The organism is Palleniella muris (assembly GCF_004792655.1).
GTDB classification, from domain to species: domain Bacteria; phylum Bacteroidota; class Bacteroidia; order Bacteroidales; family Bacteroidaceae; genus Prevotella; species Prevotella muris_A.
Genome location: NZ_SRZC01000014.1, coordinates 33,796 through 59,222, shown reverse-complemented (window position 1 = coordinate 59,222; position 25,427 = coordinate 33,796). Strand labels below are relative to the sequence as shown.

Sequence of the window (25,427 nt, the reverse complement as noted above, 5' to 3'; positions counted from 1 at the left end):
ACATAACGTACACAATCAGAGATATATTTTGCGTTTTACCGGACACCAATATATTAATATAGCGAAAGCATCGCTCCGTCATTTCTTCCTCACAGGGTCACAAGTTACATCAACACCGAGTTTCTTGAAAATCTTACGGTCAACCTCCGATAACATCACAGTGGTATGTACCTGCGCCCCCTCCAACTTCGGCAGTTGCTCAAGAGCCAAACGGCAACGCTCATCACGCGCCGTAAGGGCAGAAAGCACGACAAGAACCTCGTCGGTGTGCAGGCGCGGATTGCGTCCTTTCAGGTAATTCATCTTTGTATGCTGTATCGGCTCTATCAAATCCTGCGGGATAAGTTTCACCTCTTTCTCCATTCCTGCAAGATATTTCATTGAATTCAGCAGCAGAGCTGCAGAACATCCAAGCAGTTCCGAAGACTTTGCAGTGATTATTGTACCGTCCTCCAACTCTATTGCAGAAGATGTGTGCCCAGTCTGCTCAGCCTTCTCCTTAGCCGCAACGGTAGTCGCACGATATGCAGAGTTTATGCCGGCCTGCTTGAACAGCAAAGCGATCTTCTGCACCTCACCCGTAACCTCCTTGCCTTCAGCCATAAGGTTGAGTGCTGCATAGTAACGGCGGATAATCTCCTGCTTTGAAGCCTCACAGCAGACCTCGTTATCACAGATGCAATAGCCTACCATGTTCACACCCATATCTGTAGGCGACTTATACGGGTTCTCGCCATAAATGCCCTCAAAAAGAGCATTGAGGACAGGGAAAATCTCAATGTCACGGTTATAGTTGATAGCCGTCTTTCCATAAGCTTCAAGGTGGAACGGGTCAATCATGTTGACATCATTCAAGTCTGCCGTTGCCGCCTCATAGGCTATGTTCACAGGATGCTTCAAAGGAAGATTCCAAACAGGGAAAGTCTCAAACTTGGCATAGCCGGCGGTTATACCGCGCTTATGCTCATTGTACAGCTGCGAAAGGCATACCGCCATTTTGCCGGAGCCCGGTCCGGGAGCTGTCACTATCACAAGAGGACGTGATGTCTCAACATAATCATTCTTGCCGAACCCCTCGTCAGACGCGATAAGGTCCACATTGTGAGGATAACCGTCAATGAGATGGTGCACATACGATGTGACCCCTATCCTCTTCAGGCGGTTGCGGTAGTCGTCAGCAGCACGCTGACCGTTATAGTGGGTAATGACCACAGAACCAACAACAAAGCCACGGTTCTGGAATTCGGCACGCAAGCGGAGCACATCCTCGTCATAGGTTATGCCGAGGTCAGCACGCACCTTGTTCTTTACAATGTCTTCCGCTGATATGACGATGACTATCTCCGCCGCACCGCTCAACTGCTGCAACATGCGCAGTTTGGAGTCCGGCTGGAATCCCGGCAGGACGCGTGATGCATGGTGGTCGTCAAAAAGTTTTCCGCCTAACTCAAGATAGAGTTTGTTGCCAAACTGAGCAATCCTTTCCTTGATATGCTCACTTTGGGTGGTAATGTACTTGTCGTTGTCAAATCCGTATTTCATATCTTTCTCCTAAAAACTAATTTCAATAAATACGGGATACAAAGGTAAGAATTATTGGTGACAAAACCAAACCTTTGTATGGCTTTTTAAATATTTTTCATTTCAAAGCCAATACTGTAGAGTATGACAGAAAGTGGGAAATTCGGAGTGTTCTTTTCAGTTTTTCATCCACATAGGGCTATAATTTCAGGATTTTTATGTAAATTTGCAGTGATATGGCTACATTACAGAAAAACCAGCCATATACCTGCAAAACATTTCTGAAAAACAAGAATTCAATACTTTCAAAAACAAATATGCTATGATTAAAGTTGTGATTTTTGACCTTGGTGGCGTCATTGCCAACCTGAAAACAAAAGAATCATTCATGAAATTTGCCGAAATGGGGCTTCCTTTGCCAAAGGAAATGCTCACTAAGGACGGACCGCTGAACGGTATTCCAAGCGAAATCCCACTCCTTGACTACATCCACAAAATGGACAAAGGCGAGATGACAGGCAAGGAATTCCTGCATGCCGTACAACAACAATGCAATCCCGGCACAAGCTACGAGCAGCTACTCCATGCCTACAACGACCTCATCGAGGTTCCCGTCAACAGACTTGCCTTCCTGAAAGAACTGAGGAAACGGCAGCTGCCATCCTCCACACAAGGCAATCCAACACAAACCTGCTGTGAAAACAACCATGGCACCCAGTCACTGCAAGTGTTCCTGCTCAGCAACATCGGCGACCTCCATTGGGAGGCTTTCAAAGAGATTTGCTCAGGGCTTGGCATGCCTGTAGAGGAATGCTTCGACCGCATGTACTGTTCCTATCAGTTAGGTATGGCAAAGCCTGACCCACGCATCTTCAGGCATCTCATCGAGGACTCCGGCATCAATCCCACCGAAGCCCTATACATCGATGACTTCACCGCCAACATTGAAGCAGGAAAAGCTGTCGGGCTACAGACTCTGCACATTGACGCAAACACTCTGGATGAACATATCGATGCGATACGCCAACGGCTGGAATAAGCAAAAAGACCGGTCATGAACATTAGCCGGTGGTTTTTATTCAGCATGTTGCCACTGCATTCTACCGCTAACATGGTAGTTGTGCGAGCACCCATTGTTTCCCGGAAGTCATCAATAATCACATGTTGTTTGACCCTAAAAACAGTATATTTTCACACAAAGAAATTGCATAAGTTTTCAAATGTTCTGTTTATCATAATCGGAAAAATATTGCTTCTCCTTGCAAAAAGCCATGCTGCGCAATATCAATAATAGCATTTTGCTGCGCGAGAAACAGCACTTTATATGGATAAAGATAACGTTTTACATAGCAAAAGCTAACACTTTGCTGTGTAAAACGTTACCATTTATACCATAAAAGGTAATGAAATGATGTGTTTTTTTGTATACGCAAGTACAACAAAGATAATAACATATTGATTTACAACATAGTAACAGAAATGGAAATCCATGCGTTTTTCCGGTTCTCCATTTTAAAAAGAATCTACACGCGATTCTCAGAGGGCAAAAACGCCTTGGGTTTCCTAATTTTTTCTTTTGCCATTGGGAAATAAGAACTGCCAAAAATCGCAGATGTCATCATCCATGCCGATTATATTAATCAGTGTTAAGGACAGTTCTACCGTACGACCAATAAAAAACAATGCTTCCCCTTGTCAACGACTTGGGAAAGCATTGTCTTATTCTTTTTAATCCGTGAAAATGGAAACTTAGTCCTCTGAAGGGATTATGAGTTTGTAGCCTTTGCCATGGATGTTGATGATTTCGATCTGTGGATCATCCTTCAAGTGCTTGCGGAGCTTGGTGATGTAGACATCCATTGAGCGTGCATTGAAATAGTTGTCGTCAATCCAGATTGTCTTCAAGGCAAAGTCACGCTGAAGAATCTCGTTTGCATGGCTGCAAAGCAATGCAAGCAGTTCGTTCTCCTTTGTGGTGAGCTTTGTCTGCTTCTCTCCTATCTGCAGAAGCTGCTTCTGGGTGTCGAAGGTGAAGTTTCCTAGTTTGTAGACAGAAGTGTCTTTGTTCTTCTTGCCACGTACACGGCGGAGGATAGCCTCAACGCGGAGCACAAGCTCTTCCATTGAGAATGGTTTCGGGATGTAGTCGTCAGCACCGATCTTGAAGCCCTCAATGATGTCTTCCTTCAACTGTTTTGCTGTCAAGAAGATGATAGGCACATCGACATTTGACTGGCGGATTTCCTGGGCAAGAGTGAATCCGTCTTTCTTAGGCATCATCACATCGAGGATGCAGATGTCAAACTTCTGCTTTGTGAAAGCGCGGTAGCCAGCCTCTCCGTCAGGATACAGTTCTGTAGTGAATCCCTTTGCCTGAAGATACTCACGAAGCAGCATACCGAGGTTCTCATCGTCCTCGCACAGCATAATTTTAATGTTCTCGTCCATAATGATTAAGTTTTATGTTAAACAATCTCTTATTAATTATTTCCTTATATTTGTTGTTTATCCGTCTGCTCTATGTTTGCAGAGTCTTTGACCGAAAGGAATGTATGACACATGCCATTGGGAATCACCCTGTTGGTTATTCATCGATAATCGGGAGCTGTATGACAAACGTTGTCCCTTCGCCAAGCACAGACTCTACGCTTATTTTGCCGTTATGGAGCTCCACAATCTTCTTCACATACGCCAGTCCGAGACCGAATCCTTTGACATCATGGCGGTTGCCGGTGTGGGCGCGGTAGAACTTGTCCCAGATTTTCCTCAGCACCTCTTTCTTCATTCCCAGACCTGTGTCACGGATTGAGAGGTAAAGATGATTCGCATCATTCCATGTGCGAAGATAGATGTAAAGTGGCTGGTCAGGCTTGGAATACTTCACAGCGTTGTCCATCAGGTTGAAGATGGCGTTAGTGAAATGTATTTCGTCGACAAGCAGTGCTGAATCTATTGCCTCAATCTCTGTGTAAATCTTGCCTCCTGTATGCTCAACGCGCAGTTGGAATGACTGTGCTGCGTTTTCAACCATCTCGTTAAGATCCAGTTCCTTTGGCTTGAAAATAGCTTTCTGGCGGTCGAACATTGACATTTGAAGCACTTTCTCAACAAGGAAACGCAGACGTTTTGATTCATCCTGCACCACCATTCCAAGATGAGCCATCATCTGTGGAGATTTCGTTACTGCCTCGTCTCCAAGCATTTGTGCTGCAAGGGAGATGCTGGATATAGGCGTTTTCAGCTCATGGGTCATATTGTTGATGAAATCATTCTTTATTTCTGTGAGTTTCTTTTGACGGAACACGATAAAGATTGTGAATATGAACGTTACGAGCAGGATGCAGGAGAATGCCAATGCCGGTATCATGAATCTCACGCTTGAGAAGATATAGCTGCCCATATTAGGGAAATGGATATGCACGACACCCATCTTCTGTTGTGGGTCGTTACGGAACAGAATCTGCGAGTAACTGTTTTCCTCACCATCATCTGTATAGTCAGAACAACGGTAGACCTCACGTCCGTCCTGTGTTGTAACACTGAAATGATACAGTATGTTTATGCCATTGTTCATCAATTCTGCTTTCAGATCCTGGTCAAGCAACTTGAAATTGATACGCTCGCGCAATGGTTTGTCAGACGCACTGTAGAGGAGTGAGTAGACGACTTCGTCAAGCAATGCCTTCTGATAGACATATCGGTTACGGACCATCTCCTGCATTGCCTTGGACGCCTGCGATATTGTTCCCTTGTCATTGCGGAGAATCATCGCCTTAGGCATCTGTGAAGGCTTTGTCGTCACGGTGCTCAACTCAAACGAAGAGAACGGTGTGACAGATGACAGTGAATCGCGGCGCGCCTTGCGCTCTATCTCGTTGATGTCCTTTTCCAAATAACGCAGAGTCTCATTGACTTCCAGATTACGCGATACCTGATAAAGGGCACGATTGACAGACTCGTCGAATTGCTCCTTCTTCATCTTGACCATCTCCTTCATATACATCACCTGTACGTAGATGAGTCCGAGAAACGAGATGCCCATTATTACGGCTATAATCCATATCGTTTTTTTCTTCATCGGTTTTCTTTCACATTTAGATGTATGTTTTATTTACGTCTGCAAAGATATGAATAAAAAACAAACGAGCGACAGATAAGTTAAATTATTTGTCGCTCATTTGAGATTATTAACAAGAAATACCACCTGTAGTTCTTATTTTGAAATTATAGACAATCTGCTTTAATTAATATTTTCATCAATATCAAACATATTATTTCTCTGTGTCCTTTGGTACGATATACCTTTCACCTGTCTGCTTTGCAATAGCCTTGCGTACAGACTCGGTATAGCCGGGACGCTTCACCGTGGCTCCGATACCATGAGGAGTAAGTTCAAACTTTCCGTCCTTTTCCGGCTTTACCGCCATGTCATTGTATTTGACAATAAGGTATATGGCAAGTTCACGCCATTGGCGCAACATGTCTTGCGCTTCACGCACACTGTAATCATTAAGATACTTTGCACATGCCTGCTCGCCTTTTTCTGTAAGGATTCTCTGTGCTTCATCCTCTATAGCTTTCTGCTGGGAGAGATATTTATTATCAAGACGGTCACGCAGTTCCTTGAGAGAGGGGAACATCATGGAGTAGCGAGGATAAACCATGTTGCTCACCCAATTGCATACCCAATAGGCATTGTCCATGGAGAAATGCAGCGCATCGGCACCAGGAGTGTTGTAACACTCTGGCTGTACCGTCATGGAGCAGTAGCAGGGAGTGAACGCAACCATATTCGCATCGTCATTGCCAAACCACAATATGCCGCCTATCTGACGCGGAAGCCAAGAACGCATCTGTGCAATAAAGGTGAAACCCGACTGCTGTGTGGAAATCGGACGCTCATTGAAATATGTCACACCGTCAACGTCATACGACAAAGGTGTAGGACGGTAAGGGGCAGAATACAGTCCCTGTCCCGGGTCATTGTCACAGTCAAGGCGCAAAGGCGTACCTTCATAATGGTCGCGCATTGACGCTTCAAGGTCTTCAACGCCAAGCTTTTGCTTTGCCTTTATCCACAACGGCATAGGTTTGGCATCCTTGTCCTTGCCGAGAGCCCAAGGAAGATACTCATCAAAACCTCCTTCTGCCCAACGGTTGAAGAAAGACCAGACACGTGCATCACAATATCTGCGGCCGCCAAAATCCGCCGGAGCATAGGCGTCTGCCCAAGAGAACTCACTGTCCTTGCCAGAGAACCACCCTTTTTCACGTGCGAATTTCACGACATCTTTTGAATACATCACATTCTTTTTGTCCTTCATGTCGAACTGGCGGATGCGGCTCTGGTTGGCATGTGCACAGATAGCATCGTCAGGAATGCGCTGGGCAACCCATACAACGCTCTTGGAACCCGGACCCTTGCCTTGCATTTCCATAATCCAAGCCTCATTCGGGTCACATATTGTGAATGTCTCTCCCTCAGAATTGAAGCCATATTTCTCAACAAGAGAGGTCATGACCTTTATAGCCTCGCGTGCTGTCTTGGAACGCTGAAGACCTATATATATAAGGGAACCGTAATCAATCAGACCGGTAGAGTCACACATTTCCTCACGGCCTCCATAGGTTGTCTCTGCAATGGTCACCTGCCATTCGTTGATGTTTCCTATTACATTGTATGTCTCCAGAGCTTCAGGAATCTCACCCCAATACTTGTTTGTGTCCCAGTCGTATATCTTCCTCATCTCTCCGGGCTTATGCTTGCCGGCGGGATAATGGCAGAGTCCGATGAACATTCCATAGGAATCGGCAGAATAGCTGCATAGCACAGAACCGTCCTTGGAGGCTTTCTTGCCAACGATAAGATTGGTACATGAGAACGAAGGGAGAGAGGACACTGTCAATAGTGTCAATAAGATTATGTATTTTTTCATCATTATAAAAAATTAAAGGCATAGAAAAACATATATTTCCCTATGCCTGTATGTATTTTTAGAAATAGAATCCCATACCTACACGTGCTCCTATTGTGGAGAAGTTGCCATGGTCTTTGAATGATTGGTCATAGTAAAGCGCCGGTTCTATTGTGACATGCTTGTTCACAAAGAAAGCATAACCAATCTCGATTTCGGGAACAAGGTCATTATAGTTGTGTGCATGCTTATACTGTGCGTTCAAACCCAAATACAACCCGTTCTGAATAATATAATATCTTGCACCGGCACCTAAGGAAAGGACGGTATTGCCGGACGACTCCTTTGTCTGTGTGGAGAATCCAGCTTTAGCAAGAACCATCCAGTTGTCAACAATGAAGTAACCTGCTTGTGCCGAGACACCGAATTTCAAGCCACTTGCACCATTGTAACTCACACCAAGACCATCCAATGAAGCGTTGGTATAGAACTTTCCTTCTTCAAACTGTGCACTTGCTGTGAGTGCCATTGCCAGTGCTACAAGCACCATACAGATTTTTTTCATAACTTTAAGTTTATAATGAATACTTATAACTTCCTGAATAAAACATGTCAATCATGATTACAGGATGTCATGTTCTTGTTCCTCCAACGCAGGAAAACGATAAGAGAACAAAGTCCCGCAAGCCCGCCTATAAGATATGACACCTCAGCATTCAGACCTATTGCCTGCTTGGATATGAACAGGAATGTAGTGCATACCACTGTCATGAACACCGCCGGAACAAGGCTTATAAGGCAGTTCTTTCCTTTCAACGTTAGATATACGGTAATAGCCCATAAGGTAAACACTGACAATGTCTGGTTTGCCCAACCGAAATATTTCCATATAATGTTAAAACCGTCCTTGTTTTCCATCTGCCATACAAGAATAGCGATGGTAAGAATGAACATCGGAATGCATATATACAGACGCTTCATCACAGGCTTCTGATCCATACGGAGAGACTCCGCGATAATCAATCTTGCAGAACGGAGTGCCGTATCCCCACTTGTTATCGGGGCTGCAACCACTCCAAGGACGGCAAGAATGCCACCTGCAGCACCAAGCCAGCTGTTGCACATTATCATAACGACCTCTGCCGCATTTCCGAATACCTGGGTAATGTTCGCTCCTTCCTGTAACTGACGCTCCACAACGGCTATCTGTTCCGGAGCTGTGGCTGCAAGAACATCACGCCAACCGTCAGCATAGAAGAAATAGCTCGATACCGTAGCCCATACCAACGCGATGATTCCCTCGGTAATCATTGCACCATAGAATATCGGACGGCACATCTTCTCGGACTTCACACACCTTGCCATGAGTGGTGTCTGTGTGGCATGGAATCCACTTATGGCACCGCAGGCAATAGTGATGAACAGAGCAGGGAACAATGGATCCGGGTCTTTAATGCCTAATCTGTCAACACCCATGTTGCCAAGACCGTCCCATAGCTCCGGCAATGCCGGGAAATGGACAAACAGCATAATCATCAGCCCTATAGCCATGAATATCAGCGCAATGGCAAAGACAGGATAAATCTTGCCTATAATCTTATCCACCGGCATCATTGTGGCTATGACATAGTATGCGAATATCACAACAATCCACAGCAGAAGATTATCAAATGCACCGTCATACACATCTCTGCAAAGAGTGGCAAGCAATGAAGCCGGACTGAGAACGAACACCGCACCTACCATAATCAGAAGCAGGACAGAGAAAAGGAGCATCACACGCTTTGCTTTTTGTCCAAGATAAATCCCTATTATCTCAGGAAGACTGCATCCGCCATTGCGTATAGACATCATGCCCGACAGATAATCGTGCATCGCACCGGCAAAGATGCAACCGAAAACAATCCACAGATAGGCGGCAGGTCCATACCAGATTCCCATTATCGCTCCGAAAATAGGTCCTGTACCGGCAATGTTCAGGAACTGAATCATGAATATCTTCCAACCCGGCAGCACAATATAATCAACACCATCGGCTTTTGTCACAGCCGGTGTCGGACGGTCATCCGGACCGAAGGTCTTCTCCACAAAGCGCCCATAGGCGCAATAGCCGATGACAAGAAGCAATAAACTGAGAATGAATGTTACCATAAGAACTGTTCCATGTCCCTTTCTTACAAAGCCTCAGCTATGGCAAGAAAGAGTGCCGCCCCATGATTCGGGGCGGCTGTCTGTTATATGTTTGTTAGTCAATCATGTCACAGCCCATATAAGGAACAAGTGCAGCAGGAACCTTTATACCGTTCTCTGTCTGGTTGTTCTCCAATATGGCAGCAACGATACGTGGAAGAGCGAGTGCGGAACCGTTAAGTGTGTGACACAGTTCTGTCTTCTTTGTCTCCGCATTGCGATAGCGGCACTTCAGGCGGTTAGCCTGATATGTGTCGAAATTAGATACGGAAGACACCTCCAACCAACGGTGCTGAGCCTCTGAATACACCTCAAAGTCATAGCAGATTGCTGACGTGAAGGAAGCGTCACCACCACACAGACGCAGTATGCGGTATGGAAGTTCGAGCTTCTTCAGCAGTCCCTCGACATGCTCAAGCATTTCCTTATGGCTCTCCTTTGAATGCTGTGGAGTATCGATGCGAACAATCTCTATCTTGGAAAACTCATGCAGGCGGTTCAGACCACGCACCTCCTTACCATAAGAGCCAGCCTCACGGCGGAAACACTGTGTGTATGCGCAGTTCTTTATAGGCAAATCCTTCTCGTCAAGAATGACATCACGATAGATGTTTGTCACAGGAACCTCCGCTGTAGGGATAAGATAGAGATCGTCAAGATTACAATGATACATCTGTCCTTCCTTGTCAGGAAGCTGTCCTGTACCGTATCCGGAAGCCTGATTGACGACTGTAGGAGGAATAATCTCCGTATATCCGGCCTTTCCAGCTTCAGCAAGGAAGAAATTGATGAGCGCACGCTGCAGGCGTGCTCCCTTTCCTATATAGACAGGGAAGCCTGCACCTGTAATCTTAACACCGAGATCAAAGTCAATCAGATTGTACTTCTTTGCCAGTTCCCAATGAGGCAGCTTTGCTTCGCCATTGTCAGGATTGCAATCCCAGTTGCCTACAGTATCCTGTCCAAGGACACATTCTTTGAGATTGGATTTCACAACCCAGTTATCTTCTGCACATATTCCTTCCGGCACTTCGTCATAAGGAATATTAGGGATTGTGCACAGATGTGCATTCAGTTCGTCCTGTGCGGCAGCTTTCTTCTGCTCAAGTTCAGCGGCAACAGTCTTCAGTTTTGCCACCTCTGCCTTTGCCTTTTCAGCTTCCTCCTTCATTCCCTGCTTCATCATCTTGCCGATTTCAGCAGCGAATTTCTTGCTTTCCGCCAATATAGCGTCAAGCTGGGTCTGTGCATCGCGACGTGCCTTGTCTATGTTTATTGCCTTATCGACAGCCTCTTTTGCACCTTTGAAGTTCTTTTTCTCAAGACCGCTGACCACGCGGTCATACTCCTCTGTTATTTGTTTTAATGTAAGCATTGTATTTTATATTAATCTTTCACACCTTATTATATATATGCCATCACAGCATATCCGGATATGCCGGACACCCTTCACCAGTGTCCGGCATACCGGTTAAAGTCCTTTACCGTGGCACTTCTTGAATTTCTTGCCTGAACCGCAAGGACATGGGTCATTAGGGCGAGGCATCTTGTCACGCACAACAGGAGTGTGGTTCACCTGCTGTTGCTGCTGTACCGCCTGGCGCATCTGCTGCTGAGTCTCCGACATCTCGTTCTGTCCCGGATTGTCCGCGTCATCCTTAGACTCCTGGAAGCGCTGCTGATGCTCCTCAGGTGCAGCCTCACGAACCTGTTCCGGGTTCTGCTCCGGCAGCTGTCCTCTCATAAGGATTGATGCCATACGGTCGTTCATGTCATTAATCATGTTGTCCCACAGCTTCACACTCTCAAGTTTGAATACGAGAAGCGGGTCTTTCTGCTCGTAACTTGCGTTCTGTGAAGAGTGCTTCAGTTCATCAAGCTGGCGCAGATTCTCTTTCCATGCGTCGTCGATGATACGGAGCATTGTTGTCTTCTCAAACTGCTTGACGATGGAAGCGCACTCTGTCTCGTAAGCCTCCTTAAGGTCGCAAGGCAACTGGTAGACAAATTTGCCGTCAGTGACAGGCACAACGATTCTTGTATAGATATGTCCCTGCTCCTCATACACAGCCTTGATTGTAGGCCAAGCCTGCTCGCGGATGCGTGTTGTCTTACGATTGAATGACTCCATGGCAGCCTGGAAAGCACGCTCCTCCAGTTCTGCAAACTTTCCTGACTTCAGTTCATCCTCTGTGAACGGACATTCTATGGCAAGAACCTTAAGGAACTGCTCACGGCAACCCACGTAATCATTGTTCTCTGTGATAGATACGACACGATCCCAGATAAGGTTTGCGATGTCCATACCTATACGCTCGCCCATAAGAGCGTGACGGCGCTTCTCATAGATAACAGTACGCTGCTTGTTCATCACGTCATCATATTCCAACAGACGCTTACGTGTTCCGAAATGATTCTCCTCAACCTTCTTCTGCGCACGCTCGATTGCGTTGGTAATCATTGAGCTTTCGATACGCTCACCCTCCTTGAATCCGAGGCGGTCCATTACCGATGCGATACGCTCGGAAGCGAAAAGACGCATCAGTTTGTCCTCAAGAGAGACATAGAACACGGAAGATCCCGGGTCACCCTGACGGCCGGCACGGCCTCGAAGCTGACGGTCAACGCGGCGGCTCTCATGGCGTTCCGTACCGATAATTGCCAGACCACCTGCAGCCTTAACCTCTGCGGAGAGCTTGATATCGGTACCACGGCCAGCCATGTTAGTGGCAATGGTCACCGCACCGAGAAGACGCTCCTCCTGCTTGCCGTCGATAGTGACAAGTCCCTTTGTCGACTGACCTGCAAGGGCGACAATGTCCGCCTCCTTCTGATGCAGTTTCGCGTTAAGCACCTGATGCGGTATGTTGCGCATTTTGAGCATACGTGAGAGAAGTTCAGATATTTCCACGGATGTGGTACCCACAAGTACCGGGCGTCCGGACTCACGCATCTCGACAACCTCGTCTATGACAGCATTGTATTTCTCACGCGCTGTCTTATAGACACGGTCTTCAAGGTCAAAGCGGGCAATAGGACGGTTTGTAGGAATCTCCACAACATCAAGTTTGTAGATGTCCCAGAACTCACCGGCTTCGGTAGACGCTGTACCGGTCATACCTGCCAGTTTGTGGTACATGCGGAAATAGTTCTGCAGAGTGATGGTGGCGAAAGTCTGTGTAGCCGCCTCCACTCTCACATGCTCCTTTGCCTCGACAGCCTGATGAAGTCCGTCAGACCAGCGGCGTCCTTCCATGATACGACCTGTCTGCTCGTCGACAATCTTCACTTGTCCGTCTATGACAACATACTCATCATCCTTGTTGAACATGCAGTAAGCCTTAAGGAGCTGCTGCAGTGTGTGCACACGTTCTGACTGTATGGCATAGTGCGCCATCATTGCATCCTTCTTCTCCAGACGCTCCTCCTCTGAGAGATTCTTCTCATTCTCCAGTGCAGAAAGTGCGGAAGTTATGTCAGGAATGACAAAGAGGTCTTCCTGCTTAACCTCTCCTGCAAGCCATGCAGTACCCTTGTCGGTAAGGTCACAGGAGTTCATCTTCTCGTCAACAACGAAGAACAGTGGCTCAACAGCCTCAGGCATCCTGCGGTTGTTGTTCTCCATGTAATGCTCTTCGGTCTTCAGCATACCTGCCTTTATACCTTCCTCGGAGAGATATTTGATGAGCGGCTTGTTCTTAGGAAGAGCCTTATAAGAGCGGTACAGTGAGAGGAAGCCCTCGTCACAAAGCGCATTGCCCTCGTTTTTCTTACCCTCCTCAAGAAGTTTTGTGCCTTCAGAGATTTTCGCCTTAGCCTCGGCAAGATACTGTGTGGCAAGCTGACGCTGCACATTCACAAGTCGCTCGACAAGAGGCTGGTACTCTTCGAACATCTGGTCATCGCCCTTAGGTACAGGACCGGAGATGATAAGTGGAGTACGCGCGTCGTCGATGAGCACGGAGTCGACCTCGTCGACTATGGCGTAGTTGTGGCGGCGCTGCACGAGGTCAGACGGAGAGAGTGCCATATTGTCACGAAGGTAGTCGAAACCGAATTCATTGTTCGTACCGAAAGTGATGTCAGCGTTGTATGCCTTGCGGCGCTCGTCAGAGTTTGGCTGATGCTTGTCTATACAGTCAACGGAAAGACCGTGGAACTCATAGAGAGGTCCCATCCACTCGGAGTCACGCTTTGCAAGATAATCATTGACAGTGACCACATGCACACCGTTGCCTGTCAAGGCATTAAGGAACACTGGGAGCGTTGCAACGAGTGTCTTACCCTCACCGGTAGCCATCTCGGCAATCTTTCCCTGATGAAGCACCGTACCACCGAAGAGCTGCACATCGTAATGCACCATCTCCCATTTCAGGTCGTTTCCGCCCGCTGTCCAATGGTTGTGGTATATGGCTTTGTCACCGTCGATGGTCACAAAGTCGTTAGCCGGATTGGCAGCAAGCTCACGGTCAAAGTCTGTGGCTGTGACAATGGTCTCCTCATTCTCGGCGAAACGGCGTGCAGTCTCCTTCACAATGGAGAATGCGACAGGCATAACCTCGTTAAGAGCCTCCTCGTAAAGGTCAAGCACCTCCTTGTCCAGTTTGTCAATCTCGTTGAAGATTGGCTCACGCTCATCAATAGGTGTCTGCTCGATAGACGCCTTCAACTGCTCTATCTGTTTCTGCTTCTCCACGCCTTTCTCATGGATAAACAACCGGAGTTCATTTGTCTTGGCGCGGAGCTGGTCGTTGTCCAGCATGCGGACTTCCTCATACGCCACCTTCACCTTCTCGACGTAAGGCTGTATGAGTTTCATATCGCGTGTCGACTTATTACCGAACAGCGACTGCAAAATTTTTGTAAAGTTCATTTTATGTTTTTTGTTTTTGTTTCCGTTTCAACTGTTATCTGGCAACATCCATGCCAATATCAACAATTAGGTGCAAAGTTAACAAAAAAAATCCAAACGGCAAAGACGTCAAAAAGGCAAGCATACATAATTAAATATATTTAAGTTAGTTTTATCCGACACAATGTTATGACATGGCGTGAAGCACGATACCCGGCATGCCAAAGTGGCATGCCTCACCTGAAACATACACCCGAAATCCGCTTAATGACAGCATGTACAGCAAATCCAATATTCAGCAACAAAACGCAAAGCAAAACGTCCATTTTACTTTACCTAAAACCTAACACATGTTAAATAACGACAGGCTTAGCAAAAGGTTACACTTTGCCTTGTGAAAGGTAACGATTCACACGGTCAAAGGTAACACTTTGCACGACAAAAGGCAACTTTTCACTTTGTCACCCTATACGCCTTCATTTTCGCTCCGCAACGTACAAGGGCAGAAAGGGCAAGGAGGCGCACCGACATGTCTATCCACTGGATGCCGAAACTGTAAACGACAAGCAGCAGGCAGACAGAGATTATCTGCACAAGCCACAACCAATGTATCTTCCTTTTGCGCCAGAAACGTATCGCACGCACCGCAAACAGCGGGACAAGCGGATTGAACAAAAGTATCTGCGCATTAAGGCTCACCGTTGGATGTTGGGAGAAAAGCATTGCCACCATCACAATGCTGCACAACGCCAAGCCACCCTCCAAAACTGCATCATACAACCATAGGTATTTGCCTGTGCGCCACTCGGCAAAAGAAACAAGCAAAGTCACCACAAGAAGTACGCCCGCACACTGCACAGGACTCAACGGAAAGCCGCCTTCAGAAACCTGGACACCGGCTTCAACAACTTCACTTTCTTGCTTTACAAACTTTCTTTTATTACCATGTTTATCAATAATATATGCATCATTCGCAGAAGAAAGCATTGAATGTGGCAGAAACTGATATTCCGACATACTAAGTTCCCTGTCGGCACCCACACCAAGAAGCAGGTCATTGCCGAGCCTCGCCCACTGCCAATCACCGTTCATGCCATGAATCATCGTGCGGAACGTTGTGCCTTTTGGCACCTCACCGCCATAGACAACCCTGCCGTCGATGCAGGATTCCACGATGTCACGCACACGAGTTGTGCAGTTGTCGTAGAAATAATTGTAACGATAGACTCTGTTTTCGGGCTGCCAGTTCTTGTTCAAGGCTGCAAGCACGCGCAGCTTTTCAGAAGCCGTGAGATTCATTTCCTGCTGGACGACACTGCTTCCGTGATACATGTACTCACGCTTGAACACTTCAAAAGGGCACACACCCATCTCGTAGTCCGTAAGACCGAACACGAAGCGGAGCACGAAAAACGGCTTGTCGAAATTGAACATACCATAGTTCACGGCAATGTCCTCACCCGTCCGGCGGTTCTCGACACGCATTGCAGAATGCCCATAAAGGCTGTACACCTCCTGATGCGGCGAGCACGTCAGGAGATAGATGTGGACAGAATCCGGCTCCACCCCACCCTGCGCAAACCCTTTCGCAGGGACAAAAAGCAGCAGAAAAGCTGCCACAAAAATCGCATATAAATGTTTCACGATGCAAAAATAACTTATATTTCTTATAAAACGTGCATTTATATCCAAAAAAAATGGTAAATTTGCAACAAATTTTGATTTTACATCCTAATTTAAAGGATAATTTGACAATATTTATGAAGAATCTACTCCTTCCGTTCCTGCTCCTCGCCCCTTTGGCGACAATGGCGCAGAGCGGCACAAACTCACCATACAGCCAGTTCGGTGTCGGAACACTCAACGACCAAGCCACGGGCTTTAACAAGGGCATGAATGGTGTTGCACAGGGCTTCCGCGACGGAAACCAAGTGAACTACGCCAACCCGGCTTCTTACTCGAACGTCGATTCGCTGACATTCATCTTTGATGTCGGCGCGTCACTGCATGTGACAAACTTCAACGAGAACGGCACAAAGCGCAACGCCTACAACTCAAATTTCGACTATGCCGTCATGGGATTCCGTGCGGCGAAAGGTCTTGGCATCAGTGCCGGCATACTGCCATACTCCAACGTTGGCTACAACTACCACGCAAACGGCAAGTCTGTCGGTCCTAACGCACCGGACTTTATGACGACATACAATGGCAGTGGCGGCATCAGGCAGTTCTATGTCGGAGCGGGCTGGCAGACACCTTTGAAGGGTTTGTCAATCGGTGCCAACATCGCGTATGTGTGGGGCACGCTGTCAAAGAGCGTTATTGAGACCTTCGCCGAGACAAGCAACAGCACGACAAACAGATATTACAGCAGCACGGCAAGAAGCTACAGGCTTGATGTCGGCTTGCAATACGAGGTGAACATCGACAAAAAGAACGCCGTGACTGTCGGTGCATCGTTCACACCGGGACACAATCTCGGCGGAAGTGCAGACATGAGCCAGATACATACCGACAACTCAACGGGCATTGCGGATACAACGCAATATTCAATCGACAAAGGTCTCTTCCTTCCGACACAGATTAATGCCGGTTTGACATATTCTTACGGCAAGAAACTGAAAGTCGGTGCCGACTACACCATGCAGCAATGGGGCAAGAAACAGTTCCCTGACCTTGTGCAAGGCAGCTACGTCCTTGCCGACAATGTCCTGAAAGACAGGCACAAAGTGACGCTTGGCGGTGAGTTTGTCAACAACATCATGAGCCGAAAGTATCTTGACAGGGTACGTGTGCGCGCAGGAGTGAGCTACGCAACACCCTACACAACAATCAACGGACATGACGGTCCGAAGGAGCTTTCCGCGTCTATCGGCTTCGGACTCCCTATCACCAACGCTTGGAACAACCGCTCCATACTCAACATTTCTGCACAATGGTGCAACACATCTGCCAACGGTTTCATCAAGGAGAACACTTTCCGCATCAACCTTGGCATAACGTTCAACGAACGCTGGTTCATGAAGTGGAAGCTCGACTAACCCAAACAGAGAACATATTGGAAACAAACACGAACGGGCTATGAAGAGGATATTATATCTGTCTTTGCTCTTCCCTCTTGTTCTGGCTTGCCAAGGCGAGAAAGAGCACACGGCAGCAGCCATCTATGACAAGGACTCCGTGTCCATGATGACAAGCTACGGTGTGAACACTCTCATCTCCGACTCCGGCATAATGAAGTACAAGATTGTGGCAGAGGAATGGGAGGTGAACACCGTAAGGAACCCGTCGCGGTGGATTTTCACAAAGGGGCTCTTCATGGAGCAGTTCGACAAGAAATTCAACATACAGGCTTTCGTGCAATGCGACACGGCATATTACTACGACCAGAAACGGCTTTGGGAGCTTCGCGGAAGGGTCCGCATCCGCACTGCTGAAGGCCTGCATTTCTCCAGCGAAGAACTCTTTTGGGACCAAGTGGCACACGAGTTTTACAGCCACATGTTCTCTCATGTCGTGACACCTGAAAGGACGATGCAAGGCTCGTATTTCCGCAGCAACGAGAACATGACAAAATACATGGTGACAAACTCAAAAGGCTCGTTTGAAAGTGCAGACATGGGAATGGGAGAAGAAGAGAGCGCACCGGCAGACAACAGCGCAACGCCGGCAGACACCACCATGCAGCCAAAACGTTTGCAGACTGCTCCCACAAAGAAATCTTCCGCACCACAATCCTGAATGGCCACAAATACACAACCAACAAAGACATATACTAAAGTATAATATATTAAGGTGTACACTTTTTTAATCATCGCAATACTGGTTATAATGCTGTGCTCTGCATTCTTTTCCGGAATGGAGATAGCATTTGTGTCCTCCAACAGGATGTTGCTTGAAATGGACAAGGAACGCGGTGCCATAGCCAGCAAGCCTTTGGAAATATTCTACAAGCATCCCAACAATTTCGTGTCGACAATGCTTGTCGGCAACAATATTGCACTTGTACTCTATGGCATACTCTTCGCAAAACTGTTTGACACAACACTTTTCGCCGATTTTGAACCAGAAGTGAGAGTGTTCCTTGACACGATTGTGTCAACACTGATAGTACTGTTTACCGGAGAATTCCTGCCAAAGACAATATTCAAAAGCAACCCAAATTACTTGCTAAAGTTCTTCGCCTACCCGGCATTGTTCTTTTACATAATATTGTGGCCAATATCACGGTTTGCAACAATGCTCAGCCGCATTTGCCTCCGCCTTGCAGGAATCAAGATTGAAAGCGGACAGCAGGATGATGTTTTCACAAGAGTAGACCTCGACTACCTCGTCCAATCGTCAATCGACCATACAGAAACTCCGGAACAGCTGGAGACAGAGGTGGAACTGTTCCAGAACGTGCTTGACTTTTCCGACACCAAGGTAAGGGACTGCATGGTCCCGAGAACAGAAATCACGGCTGTCGACGTAGACTGCACACAGGAGGAACTGATGCAGAAATTCATAGAGAGCGGCAAATCCAAGATTATAGTCTACCATGAGGACATCGACCACATCATCGGCTACATACACTCTTCCGAGATGTTCCGCGCCCCTTCCGAATGGAGAAAGCACCTGCGCGAGATGCCTTTCGTACCGGAAACAATGGCGGCAAAGAAGATGATGCAGATGTTCCTGCAGGAGAAGAAGAGCATCGGCATTGTCGTCGATGAGTTTGGCGGCACTTCGGGCATCGTATGTCTTGAAGATATTGTGGAAGAAATATTCGGCGAGATAGAAGACGAGCATGACAATGCGAAATACATTGCGAACAAAATCTCGGACAATGAATATGTCCTTTCGGCACGACTTGAGATAGACAAAGTAAATGAAATGTTCCAGTTGGAACTGCCAAAAAGCGATGAATACATGACCATCGGCGGACTGATTCTGCACGAATACCAGAATTTCCCCAAGCTCAACGAAATCGTGAAGATAGATTCCTACTCCTTCAAGATTGTCAAAAACACCATGACAAAGATTGAGCTTGTACGACTGAAAGTCGATGACGCTAGAAAAGAGCGGTAAGCAACCGCCACTTCCGGCAAGATTGGCCAAATAAAAGGATTTTGGGTTAAGAAATCCTAATTATTGGCAGGAATCACTACGTTCTTACGCAAAAATGAGTAATTTTGCAACGATTTATCGGCCGATATAGCTCAGTTGGTAGAGCAACGCATTCGTAATGCGTGGGTCACGAGTTCGAGTCTCGTTATCGGCTCAACACAAAAAATCTAAACTAAACATGAAGATTTCACACATTGAGCATTTGGGCATAGCTGTCCAAAGCATTGAGGAAGCACTTCCTTATTTCACAGACGTTCTCGGACTTGAATGCTACGCTACAGAAGTAGTTGAAGACCAGAAAGTAAAAACAGCATTCCTTCGCTGCGGAGAGGTCAAACTGGAGCTTCTTGAGCCAACATCCCCGGAATCAACAATACAGAAGTGGCTTGACAAAGGCAACAAAGGTGTACACCATGTTGCATTCTGCGTTGAAGACGGCGTGGCAGACGCTCTCGCCGAGTGCGACGGCAAAGAGATTCGCCTTATCGACAAAGCTCCACGCAAAGGCGCAGAAAACCTTAACATAGCTTTCCTTCATCCGAAGTCAACTTGCGGAATCCTGACAGAACTCTGCGAGCACTAATATAACAGAAACTGCCGTTTCCGACATTTGTGCCTGGAGACGGCATATTCTGTTTATATGGAACATTAATTTGAGATTAATTTATTTTACTTATAATAAACATTCACAACAATGTCAGTACAGGTAGAAAAAATAAAGGCGCTGATAGAGAAGCGTGAGAAAGCACGCCTCGGTGGTGGCGAGAAAGCCATTGACAAACAGCATCAGCGCGGAAAATATACGGCTCGTGAGCGTATCGACATGCTCCTTGACGATGGCTCTTTTGAAGAGTATGATATGTTCAAGCTCCACCGTTGCACAAACTTCGGCATGGAGAAGAAGCAGTTCCTTGGCGACGGTGTCGTTGTAGGCTCAGGAACAATTGACGGACGCCTTGTCTATGTCTTCGCACAGGACTTCACTGTAAACGGCGGTTCGCTCTCTGAGACTATGGCACAGAAAATCTGCAAGGTCATGGACATGGCTATGAAGATGGGGGCGCCATGTATCGGCATCAACGACTCCGGCGGTGCACGTATCCAGGAAGGCATCAACGCTCTTGCAGGATATGCTGAGATTTTCCAGCGTAACATTGAGGCATCAGGCGTTATCCCACAGATTTCCGGCATCTTCGGTCCTTGTGCCGGCGGTGCGGTCTACTCCCCTGCCCTCACTGACTTCACACTGATGATGGAGAACACGTCATACATGTTCCTCACCGGTCCTGCCGTCGTAAAGAGCGTGACAGGTGAGAACGTTGACGCAGAGCACCTTGGAGGCGCAAGTGTGCACTCCACAAAGTCCGGTGTGACACATTTCACAGCGAAGACAGAGGAGGAGGCACTCGCCATGATCAAGCAGCTCCTCAGCTACCTTCCTTCAAACAATATGGAAGAGGCTCCACGTGTAGAGTGCAACGACCCGATTGACCGCATGGATGACATCCTCAATGAAATCATTCCTGAAAATCCTAACGAGGCTTACGACATGTATAAGGTCATCTCGGCAATCACCGACAACGGCGAGTTCTTCGAGGTGCAGCCTAAATATGCAAAGAACATCATTGTCGGCTTCGCACGTTTCAACGGCCAGTCTGTTGGTATCGTAGCCAACCAGCCTTCATCCTATGCAGGCGTGCTTGACTGCAACGCATCACGTAAGGGTGCACGCTTCGTACGCTTCTGCGACGCATTCAACATTCCTATCGTTTCCCTTGTCGACGTTCCGGGCTTCCTTCCGGGTACAGGACAGGAATACAATGCAGTTATCCTCCATGGCGCAAAGCTCCTTTACGCTTACGGAGAGGCTTCTGTGCCAAAGATTACTGTCACTCTGCGCAAATCTTACGGCGGTTCACATATCGTAATGGGTTGCAAGCAGTTGAAGACAGACCTCAACTTCGCTTGGCCTTCTGCAGAGATTGCCGTAATGGGTGCTTCCGGCGCCGTTGCCGTCCTTCAGGCTAAGGGCATCAAGCAGATAAAGGAAGAAGGTGGTGATGTTGCTGCATTTATTGCAGAAAAGGAAAAGGAATACTCAGACCTCTTCCAGAATCCATATCAGGCTGCAAAGTACGGCTACATTGACGATGTCATCGAGCCACGCAATACACGTTTCCGCATCTGCCGCGGACTTGCACAGCTTGCCACAAAACGTGAGACACGCCCAAGCAAGAAACACGGATGCATGCCAACATAATGCTTTTCAGTACGAATACTGTACAAATATGGACAATGAAGTGAACGCTGCCATCGCTATGGCACTGTATGAGGCTTTCGGATACTCGTCACACGACGAGGAATCCGGAAAGCTCACTATCAACAAGAAAAATTCATTATGGAATTTAAATATACAATTAATGGCAACAAATACGAAGTAGCCGTCGGTACTGTTGAAGGTGACAATGTAGAAGTCACTGTCAATGGAGAGACATACAACGTAGAACTTGAGCCAAAGCCACAACCAAAGCCACGCCCTGTAGTAAAGGCTCCGGAACCAAAAGCGGCACCGAAAGCCGAACATGAAGGTCCGAACCTTCAGGATGCGCTGAAAGCCCCACTGCCGGGAACCATCATTGATGTTCTTGTCAAAGAAGGCGACGAAGTAAAGGAAAACCAGCCACTCGTCATTCTGGAAGCAATGAAGATGAACAACAATCTCGTTGCAGAACGTGATGGCAAAGTGGCACAAATCCTTGTGGAAGCAGGCGAGGCTGTCATGGAGAACACCCCACTTGTGGCTTTCGAGTAATCAAAGCGCAACAATCTCCCTGACAAACACATACGGCAGTTTTGTTTGACAATTACTGCACAAACACAACATTCAGCTTTATTATGACATGACAGTTGAACAAACCCACAACCAACTGCCAATCATAATAAAGCTGTTTTTTATGTCCCCTCTATTTACAAAGTTGAATTAATCCGCATCTAAACTTAATTAATTATAAAACATTTGATGTAAATGATTATTTATGAATAATTTTCAGTAACTTTGCGAGGAAATATTTCGCACTAATTTCTATATGGAAGTCAAAAAAATTCTTTTCATCAACACAGAAACCGTCCCATACGTCCCAGAGAACAAATTATCTGCAATGGGAAAGCTCGTTCCGGAGAAGATACAGAGCAACGGCTATGAAATCAGAACCTTTATGCCCAAATGGGGCTGTATCAACGAGCGACGCGGCATGTTGCATGAAGTCATCAGACTTTCCGGCATGAACATCATCATCGATGACACAGACCACCCACTGATAATCAAAGTAGCATCAATCCCGGTTTCAAGACTGCAAGTGTATTTCATCGACAATGACGACTATTTCACTCGCAAAGGAATCGAACATGACGAAAATGGCGAGACATTCTCTGACAACGGAGAGCGTGCCATCTTCTTTGCACGAGGCGTACTTGAAACCGTCAAGAAACTGCGCTGGACTCCTGATGTGATACACTGCCAGGGGTGGATGTCATCAATCGTCCCACTGTTTGTCAAAGAAGCATACAGAGATGAGCCATGCTTCCGCGACTGCAAAATAGTGTCAAGCCTCTACAAGTCCGACATGACAGGCATCATCGGTGAGAACTTCAAGAATTGCCTGACATTCGGAGACATCACCAAGGACACTCTCAGCAGTTACAATGACAATTTCGACCTTAAGGAACTGGAGAAACTTGCCATAGATTATTCTGATGGCATCATAGAATCTGATTCCGACATAATGCCTGAACTGAAAGTTTATGCACAGGAGAAGAACAAGCCATACCTTTCTTATCCCGGCGAAGATTTCATTGAAAGCTACAAGGCATTCTACAACACTCTGTAATCTGCAAAAACATCAAGGTGTAGTACAAACGAATCAGAGATAAAGGTATTTCGACAGCTAATTATCGGCATAACCTAATCCAAAAAGAACTGATTAGCAAACAAACAATGAAGAAAAAAGGATTTTTCCATTTTCACGCAACATTCGGCTCATTGCTCGCCGTCCTCCTGCTGACGACAGCATGTGATGACACAACAGAAACCCTCGGGTCATCCATAACAAACATAGAGGATGTGATGTCTGTCTCTGACGCTGTTTACAGAGTAACATCACAGAGCGTAAGGGTTGACTCTATCATCGCACGCAGTTCCACACGTGCCCTCGGTATTGTGAAAGACCCTGAGACAGGAACTTACATACAGAGCAACCTCCTGACACAATTCCATGTCATTGAGGATGATTACGAATATGATGAAGACTCCGTGGACACCAAGGCATTGTCCTGCGGAATAACTTTCAACTGTAACGCATTCTATGGAGACTCATTGCAGACTATGAAAGCAACGCTTTATGAGTTGAGTATGGATAAGACACTGGAAGAAGGAAAGACATATTATTCAAATCTTGACCCTATCAAGAACGGCTACATACGCAACGACGGAATAAAAGTTTCAAAAGTGTTCTCAATAGTCAACTGTGATGACTCCGACTCCGTACGACAGGCAAACAATTACAGCAAGTTCATATATTTTGAGCTCAACAAAGAATATACCGACACCAAGGGCAACAAATACACAAACTATGGTGAATATCTCTTGACAAAGTATTTTGAGAGCCCTGATAATTTCAAGAACTCTTACAATTTCATTCACCGTGTATGCCCGGGATTCTATATCAAAATGGATAACGGTCTCGGATGTATGGCATATATCAATTCCGCACAGCTCAGTGCCACTTTCCAGTATGGAAAAAACAAAGTGACAAAAATATTCCCTATATATGCCACCGACGAGGTCAAGCAGGTCACAGAGGTGATAACCGACACAATAACAACAAAGGAGCTTGTCAAAGACAACAACTGCACTTACATCAAGTCTCCGACCGGCATTGCAACATTACTCACACTTCCTGTTGAAGAAATCTGCGAAGGGCACGAGAATGACTCCATAAACTCAGCAAAAGTGGTAATGAGATGCTACAGCAGTGACATGGACAACAAGTATACTTTCCAAAAGCCAGCCACGCTGCTAATGCTGGAAAAGGATTCACTCACATCATTCTTCACGTCTGGAAAGATTGCTGACAACAGAAAAAGCTATGTGGCTTCATATTCCGGCACAACAAACGGATATACATTCAACAACATCGGACAGTTGGTAAAAACCATATACAAACGCCTTCCCGCCGATGCTGTTGCACGGGAAGAATACAAAAGGAAATACCCGAATTGGGACAAAGTACTCCTTGTGCCGGTAACCGCAAACTATACAACGTATAATTCGACATCAATCCTCAGCAGTGTAACGCCTGACACCTCGCTATCTACAGCAAAACTTGTCGGAGGACCGAACAATCCTGATGCAATAGAGATAAGCGTTGTCTACAGCAGATACACAAGATAACAGGACATTATGGCAGACAATTTCTTGGAAAACCACTACGAAGATTATCTGAAGAAAAAAGCCGAATGGCTACGCAAGAAAAAACATCTTCCAAAAACAAATAGACAATTAGAGCGCCCGGCTGACGAGGCGCTCTAATTTGTTTTTATACCTCATATATTAACGTGAGTTCGACGAATTTGCTGTATCTGATAAAAAAAGCAAAAATGCTATTATAAGCAACTGATGAAACTGCAGTATATAATCCACAACCATAATATCCACGAAAACAACATGTTTCTCTAAACATTATTCCTTTTAACATCGATTTTTATAATTTATTGTTAATAATCCTTATTTTGTCTTTGCAGTCACAATATTTATGCTTACATTTGCAAAACGAGATAAATAA

19 protein-coding genes and 1 tRNA gene are annotated in these 25,427 nt (G+C 46.4%); 11 read left to right on the top strand and 9 right to left on the bottom strand.

Annotated features, from left to right (window positions below):
* Positions 1-78 precede the first annotated feature (78 nt).
* Positions 79-1,542 carry a DUF1846 domain-containing protein gene (locus E5358_RS09355; RefSeq protein ID WP_135939929.1) on the bottom strand — a complete coding sequence of 488 codons (1,464 nt, stop codon included), beginning with the start codon at positions 1,540-1,542 and terminating at the stop codon, positions 79-81.
* 301 nt (positions 1,543-1,843) lie between these two features.
* Between E5358_RS09355 and E5358_RS09350 the strand changes: the two genes are divergently transcribed.
* Complete coding sequence (locus E5358_RS09350) at positions 1,844-2,560, top strand: HAD family hydrolase (RefSeq protein ID WP_135939928.1); 717 nt, start codon at positions 1,844-1,846, stop codon at positions 2,558-2,560.
* 710 nt (positions 2,561-3,270) lie between these two features.
* On the opposite strand, the gene rprY is transcribed toward E5358_RS09350, so the two are convergent.
* The 8 genes from rprY to E5358_RS09310 form a co-directional block, all read right to left on the bottom strand.
* A complete protein-coding gene (gene rprY, locus E5358_RS09345) occupies positions 3,271-3,969 on the bottom strand; it encodes a response regulator transcription factor RprY (RefSeq protein WP_135939927.1) in 699 nt (232 codons plus the stop codon).
* A 136-nt stretch (positions 3,970-4,105) separates the two neighbouring features.
* Positions 4,106-5,599, bottom strand: a complete 1,494-nt coding sequence (locus E5358_RS09340) for a sensor histidine kinase (protein WP_135939926.1) — start codon at positions 5,597-5,599, stop codon at positions 4,106-4,108.
* Positions 5,600-5,792: 193 nt separating this feature from the next.
* Positions 5,793-7,457: a dipeptidase gene (locus E5358_RS09335; RefSeq protein ID WP_422121072.1), complete on the bottom strand. Its 1,665-nt coding sequence runs from the start codon at positions 7,455-7,457 to the stop codon at positions 5,793-5,795.
* Positions 7,458-7,515: 58 nt separating this feature from the next.
* Complete coding sequence (locus E5358_RS09330) at positions 7,516-8,001, bottom strand: thioredoxin domain-containing protein (protein WP_135939924.1); 486 nt, start codon at positions 7,999-8,001, stop codon at positions 7,516-7,518.
* Between the two features lie 47 nt (positions 8,002-8,048).
* Positions 8,049-9,587 (bottom strand): carbon starvation CstA family protein, encoded by a 1,539-nt coding sequence (locus E5358_RS09325; protein ID WP_135939923.1) that lies wholly within the window; start codon positions 9,585-9,587, stop codon positions 8,049-8,051.
* 94 nt (positions 9,588-9,681) lie between these two features.
* Positions 9,682-11,001, bottom strand: coding sequence for a serine--tRNA ligase (gene serS, locus E5358_RS09320; RefSeq protein WP_135939922.1), 1,320 nt, complete (start codon positions 10,999-11,001; stop codon positions 9,682-9,684).
* Positions 11,002-11,097: 96 nt separating this feature from the next.
* On the bottom strand, positions 11,098-14,499 hold the full coding sequence (secA, locus tag E5358_RS09315; protein ID WP_135939921.1) for a preprotein translocase subunit SecA: 3,402 nt from the start codon (positions 14,497-14,499) through the stop codon (positions 11,098-11,100).
* A gap of 432 nt (positions 14,500-14,931) precedes the next feature.
* Complete coding sequence (locus tag E5358_RS09310) at positions 14,932-16,122, bottom strand: Lnb N-terminal periplasmic domain-containing protein (RefSeq protein WP_168354626.1); 1,191 nt, start codon at positions 16,120-16,122, stop codon at positions 14,932-14,934.
* Between the two features lie 116 nt (positions 16,123-16,238).
* Here E5358_RS09310 and bamG point away from each other — a divergent pair, with 116 nt between their 5' ends.
* From bamG to E5358_RS09260, 10 genes are all read left to right on the top strand, one after another.
* Entirely contained in the window at positions 16,239-17,519 is a 1,281-nt protein-coding gene (bamG, locus tag E5358_RS09305; RefSeq protein ID WP_135939919.1) for a BamG family beta-barrel-assembly machinery protein, read from the top strand.
* Positions 17,520-17,559: 40 nt separating this feature from the next.
* Entirely contained in the window at positions 17,560-18,219 is a 660-nt protein-coding gene (locus E5358_RS09300; protein WP_135939918.1) for an LPS export ABC transporter periplasmic protein LptC, read from the top strand.
* A gap of 54 nt (positions 18,220-18,273) precedes the next feature.
* On the top strand, positions 18,274-19,548 hold the full coding sequence (locus tag E5358_RS09295) for a hemolysin family protein (RefSeq protein WP_135939917.1): 1,275 nt from the start codon (positions 18,274-18,276) through the stop codon (positions 19,546-19,548).
* A gap of 120 nt (positions 19,549-19,668) precedes the next feature.
* Positions 19,669-19,741 (top strand) — tRNA-Thr (locus tag E5358_RS09290).
* Between the two features lie 24 nt (positions 19,742-19,765).
* Positions 19,766-20,170 carry a methylmalonyl-CoA epimerase gene (mce, locus tag E5358_RS09285; protein WP_135939916.1) on the top strand — a complete coding sequence of 135 codons (405 nt, stop codon included), beginning with the start codon at positions 19,766-19,768 and terminating at the stop codon, positions 20,168-20,170.
* 111 nt (positions 20,171-20,281) lie between these two features.
* The gene (locus E5358_RS09280; protein ID WP_135939915.1) at positions 20,282-21,847 is read left to right on the top strand and encodes an acyl-CoA carboxylase subunit beta; all 1,566 of its coding nucleotides are present in this window, start codon (positions 20,282-20,284) and stop codon (positions 21,845-21,847) included.
* A gap of 138 nt (positions 21,848-21,985) precedes the next feature.
* Positions 21,986-22,399, top strand: a complete 414-nt coding sequence (locus E5358_RS09275) for a biotin/lipoyl-containing protein (RefSeq protein WP_422121071.1) — start codon at positions 21,986-21,988, stop codon at positions 22,397-22,399.
* 274 nt (positions 22,400-22,673) lie between these two features.
* On the top strand, positions 22,674-23,474 hold the full coding sequence (locus E5358_RS09270) for a glycogen/starch synthase (RefSeq protein WP_135939913.1): 801 nt from the start codon (positions 22,674-22,676) through the stop codon (positions 23,472-23,474).
* A 107-nt stretch (positions 23,475-23,581) separates the two neighbouring features.
* Complete coding sequence (locus E5358_RS09265; protein ID WP_135939912.1) at positions 23,582-25,036, top strand: DUF4270 domain-containing protein; 1,455 nt, start codon at positions 23,582-23,584, stop codon at positions 25,034-25,036.
* A 9-nt stretch (positions 25,037-25,045) separates the two neighbouring features.
* The gene (locus E5358_RS09260; RefSeq protein WP_135939911.1) at positions 25,046-25,174 is read left to right on the top strand and encodes a dehydrogenase; all 129 of its coding nucleotides are present in this window, start codon (positions 25,046-25,048) and stop codon (positions 25,172-25,174) included.
* Positions 25,175-25,427: the final 253 nt, after the last annotated feature.

Bases quoted from the DNA above. Each gene is read 5' to 3' on its own strand.
- E5358_RS09330 (WP_135939924.1), bottom strand. From the start codon at position 8,001: ATGAAAAAAATCTGTATGGTGCTTGTAGCACTGGCAATGGCACTCACA.
- serS (WP_135939922.1), bottom strand. From the start codon at position 11,001: ATGCTTACATTAAAACAAATAACAGAGGAGTATGACCGCGTGGTCAGC.
- E5358_RS09270 (WP_135939913.1), top strand. From the start codon at position 22,674: ATGGAAGTCAAAAAAATTCTTTTCATCAACACAGAAACCGTCCCATAC.
- E5358_RS09355 (WP_135939929.1), bottom strand. From the start codon at position 1,542: ATGAAATACGGATTTGACAACGACAAGTACATTACCACCCAAAGTGAG.
- E5358_RS09335 (WP_422121072.1), bottom strand. From the start codon at position 7,457: ATGAAAAAATACATAATCTTATTGACACTATTGACAGTGTCCTCTCTC.
- E5358_RS09340 (WP_135939926.1), bottom strand. From the start codon at position 5,599: ATGAAGAAAAAAACGATATGGATTATAGCCGTAATAATGGGCATCTCG.
- E5358_RS09300 (WP_135939918.1), top strand. From the start codon at position 17,560: ATGAAGAGGATATTATATCTGTCTTTGCTCTTCCCTCTTGTTCTGGCT.
- E5358_RS09350 (WP_135939928.1), top strand. From the start codon at position 1,844: ATGATTAAAGTTGTGATTTTTGACCTTGGTGGCGTCATTGCCAACCTG.
- rprY (WP_135939927.1), bottom strand. From the start codon at position 3,969: ATGGACGAGAACATTAAAATTATGCTGTGCGAGGACGATGAGAACCTC.
- E5358_RS09265 (WP_135939912.1), top strand. From the start codon at position 23,582: ATGAAGAAAAAAGGATTTTTCCATTTTCACGCAACATTCGGCTCATTG.
- E5358_RS09275 (WP_422121071.1), top strand. From the start codon at position 21,986: ATGGAATTTAAATATACAATTAATGGCAACAAATACGAAGTAGCCGTC.
- bamG (WP_135939919.1), top strand. From the start codon at position 16,239: ATGAAGAATCTACTCCTTCCGTTCCTGCTCCTCGCCCCTTTGGCGACA.
- E5358_RS09325 (WP_135939923.1), bottom strand. From the start codon at position 9,587: ATGGTAACATTCATTCTCAGTTTATTGCTTCTTGTCATCGGCTATTGC.
- E5358_RS09260 (WP_135939911.1), top strand. From the start codon at position 25,046: ATGGCAGACAATTTCTTGGAAAACCACTACGAAGATTATCTGAAGAAA.
- E5358_RS09280 (WP_135939915.1), top strand. From the start codon at position 20,282: ATGTCAGTACAGGTAGAAAAAATAAAGGCGCTGATAGAGAAGCGTGAG.
- mce (WP_135939916.1), top strand. From the start codon at position 19,766: ATGAAGATTTCACACATTGAGCATTTGGGCATAGCTGTCCAAAGCATT.
- secA (WP_135939921.1), bottom strand. From the start codon at position 14,499: ATGAACTTTACAAAAATTTTGCAGTCGCTGTTCGGTAATAAGTCGACA.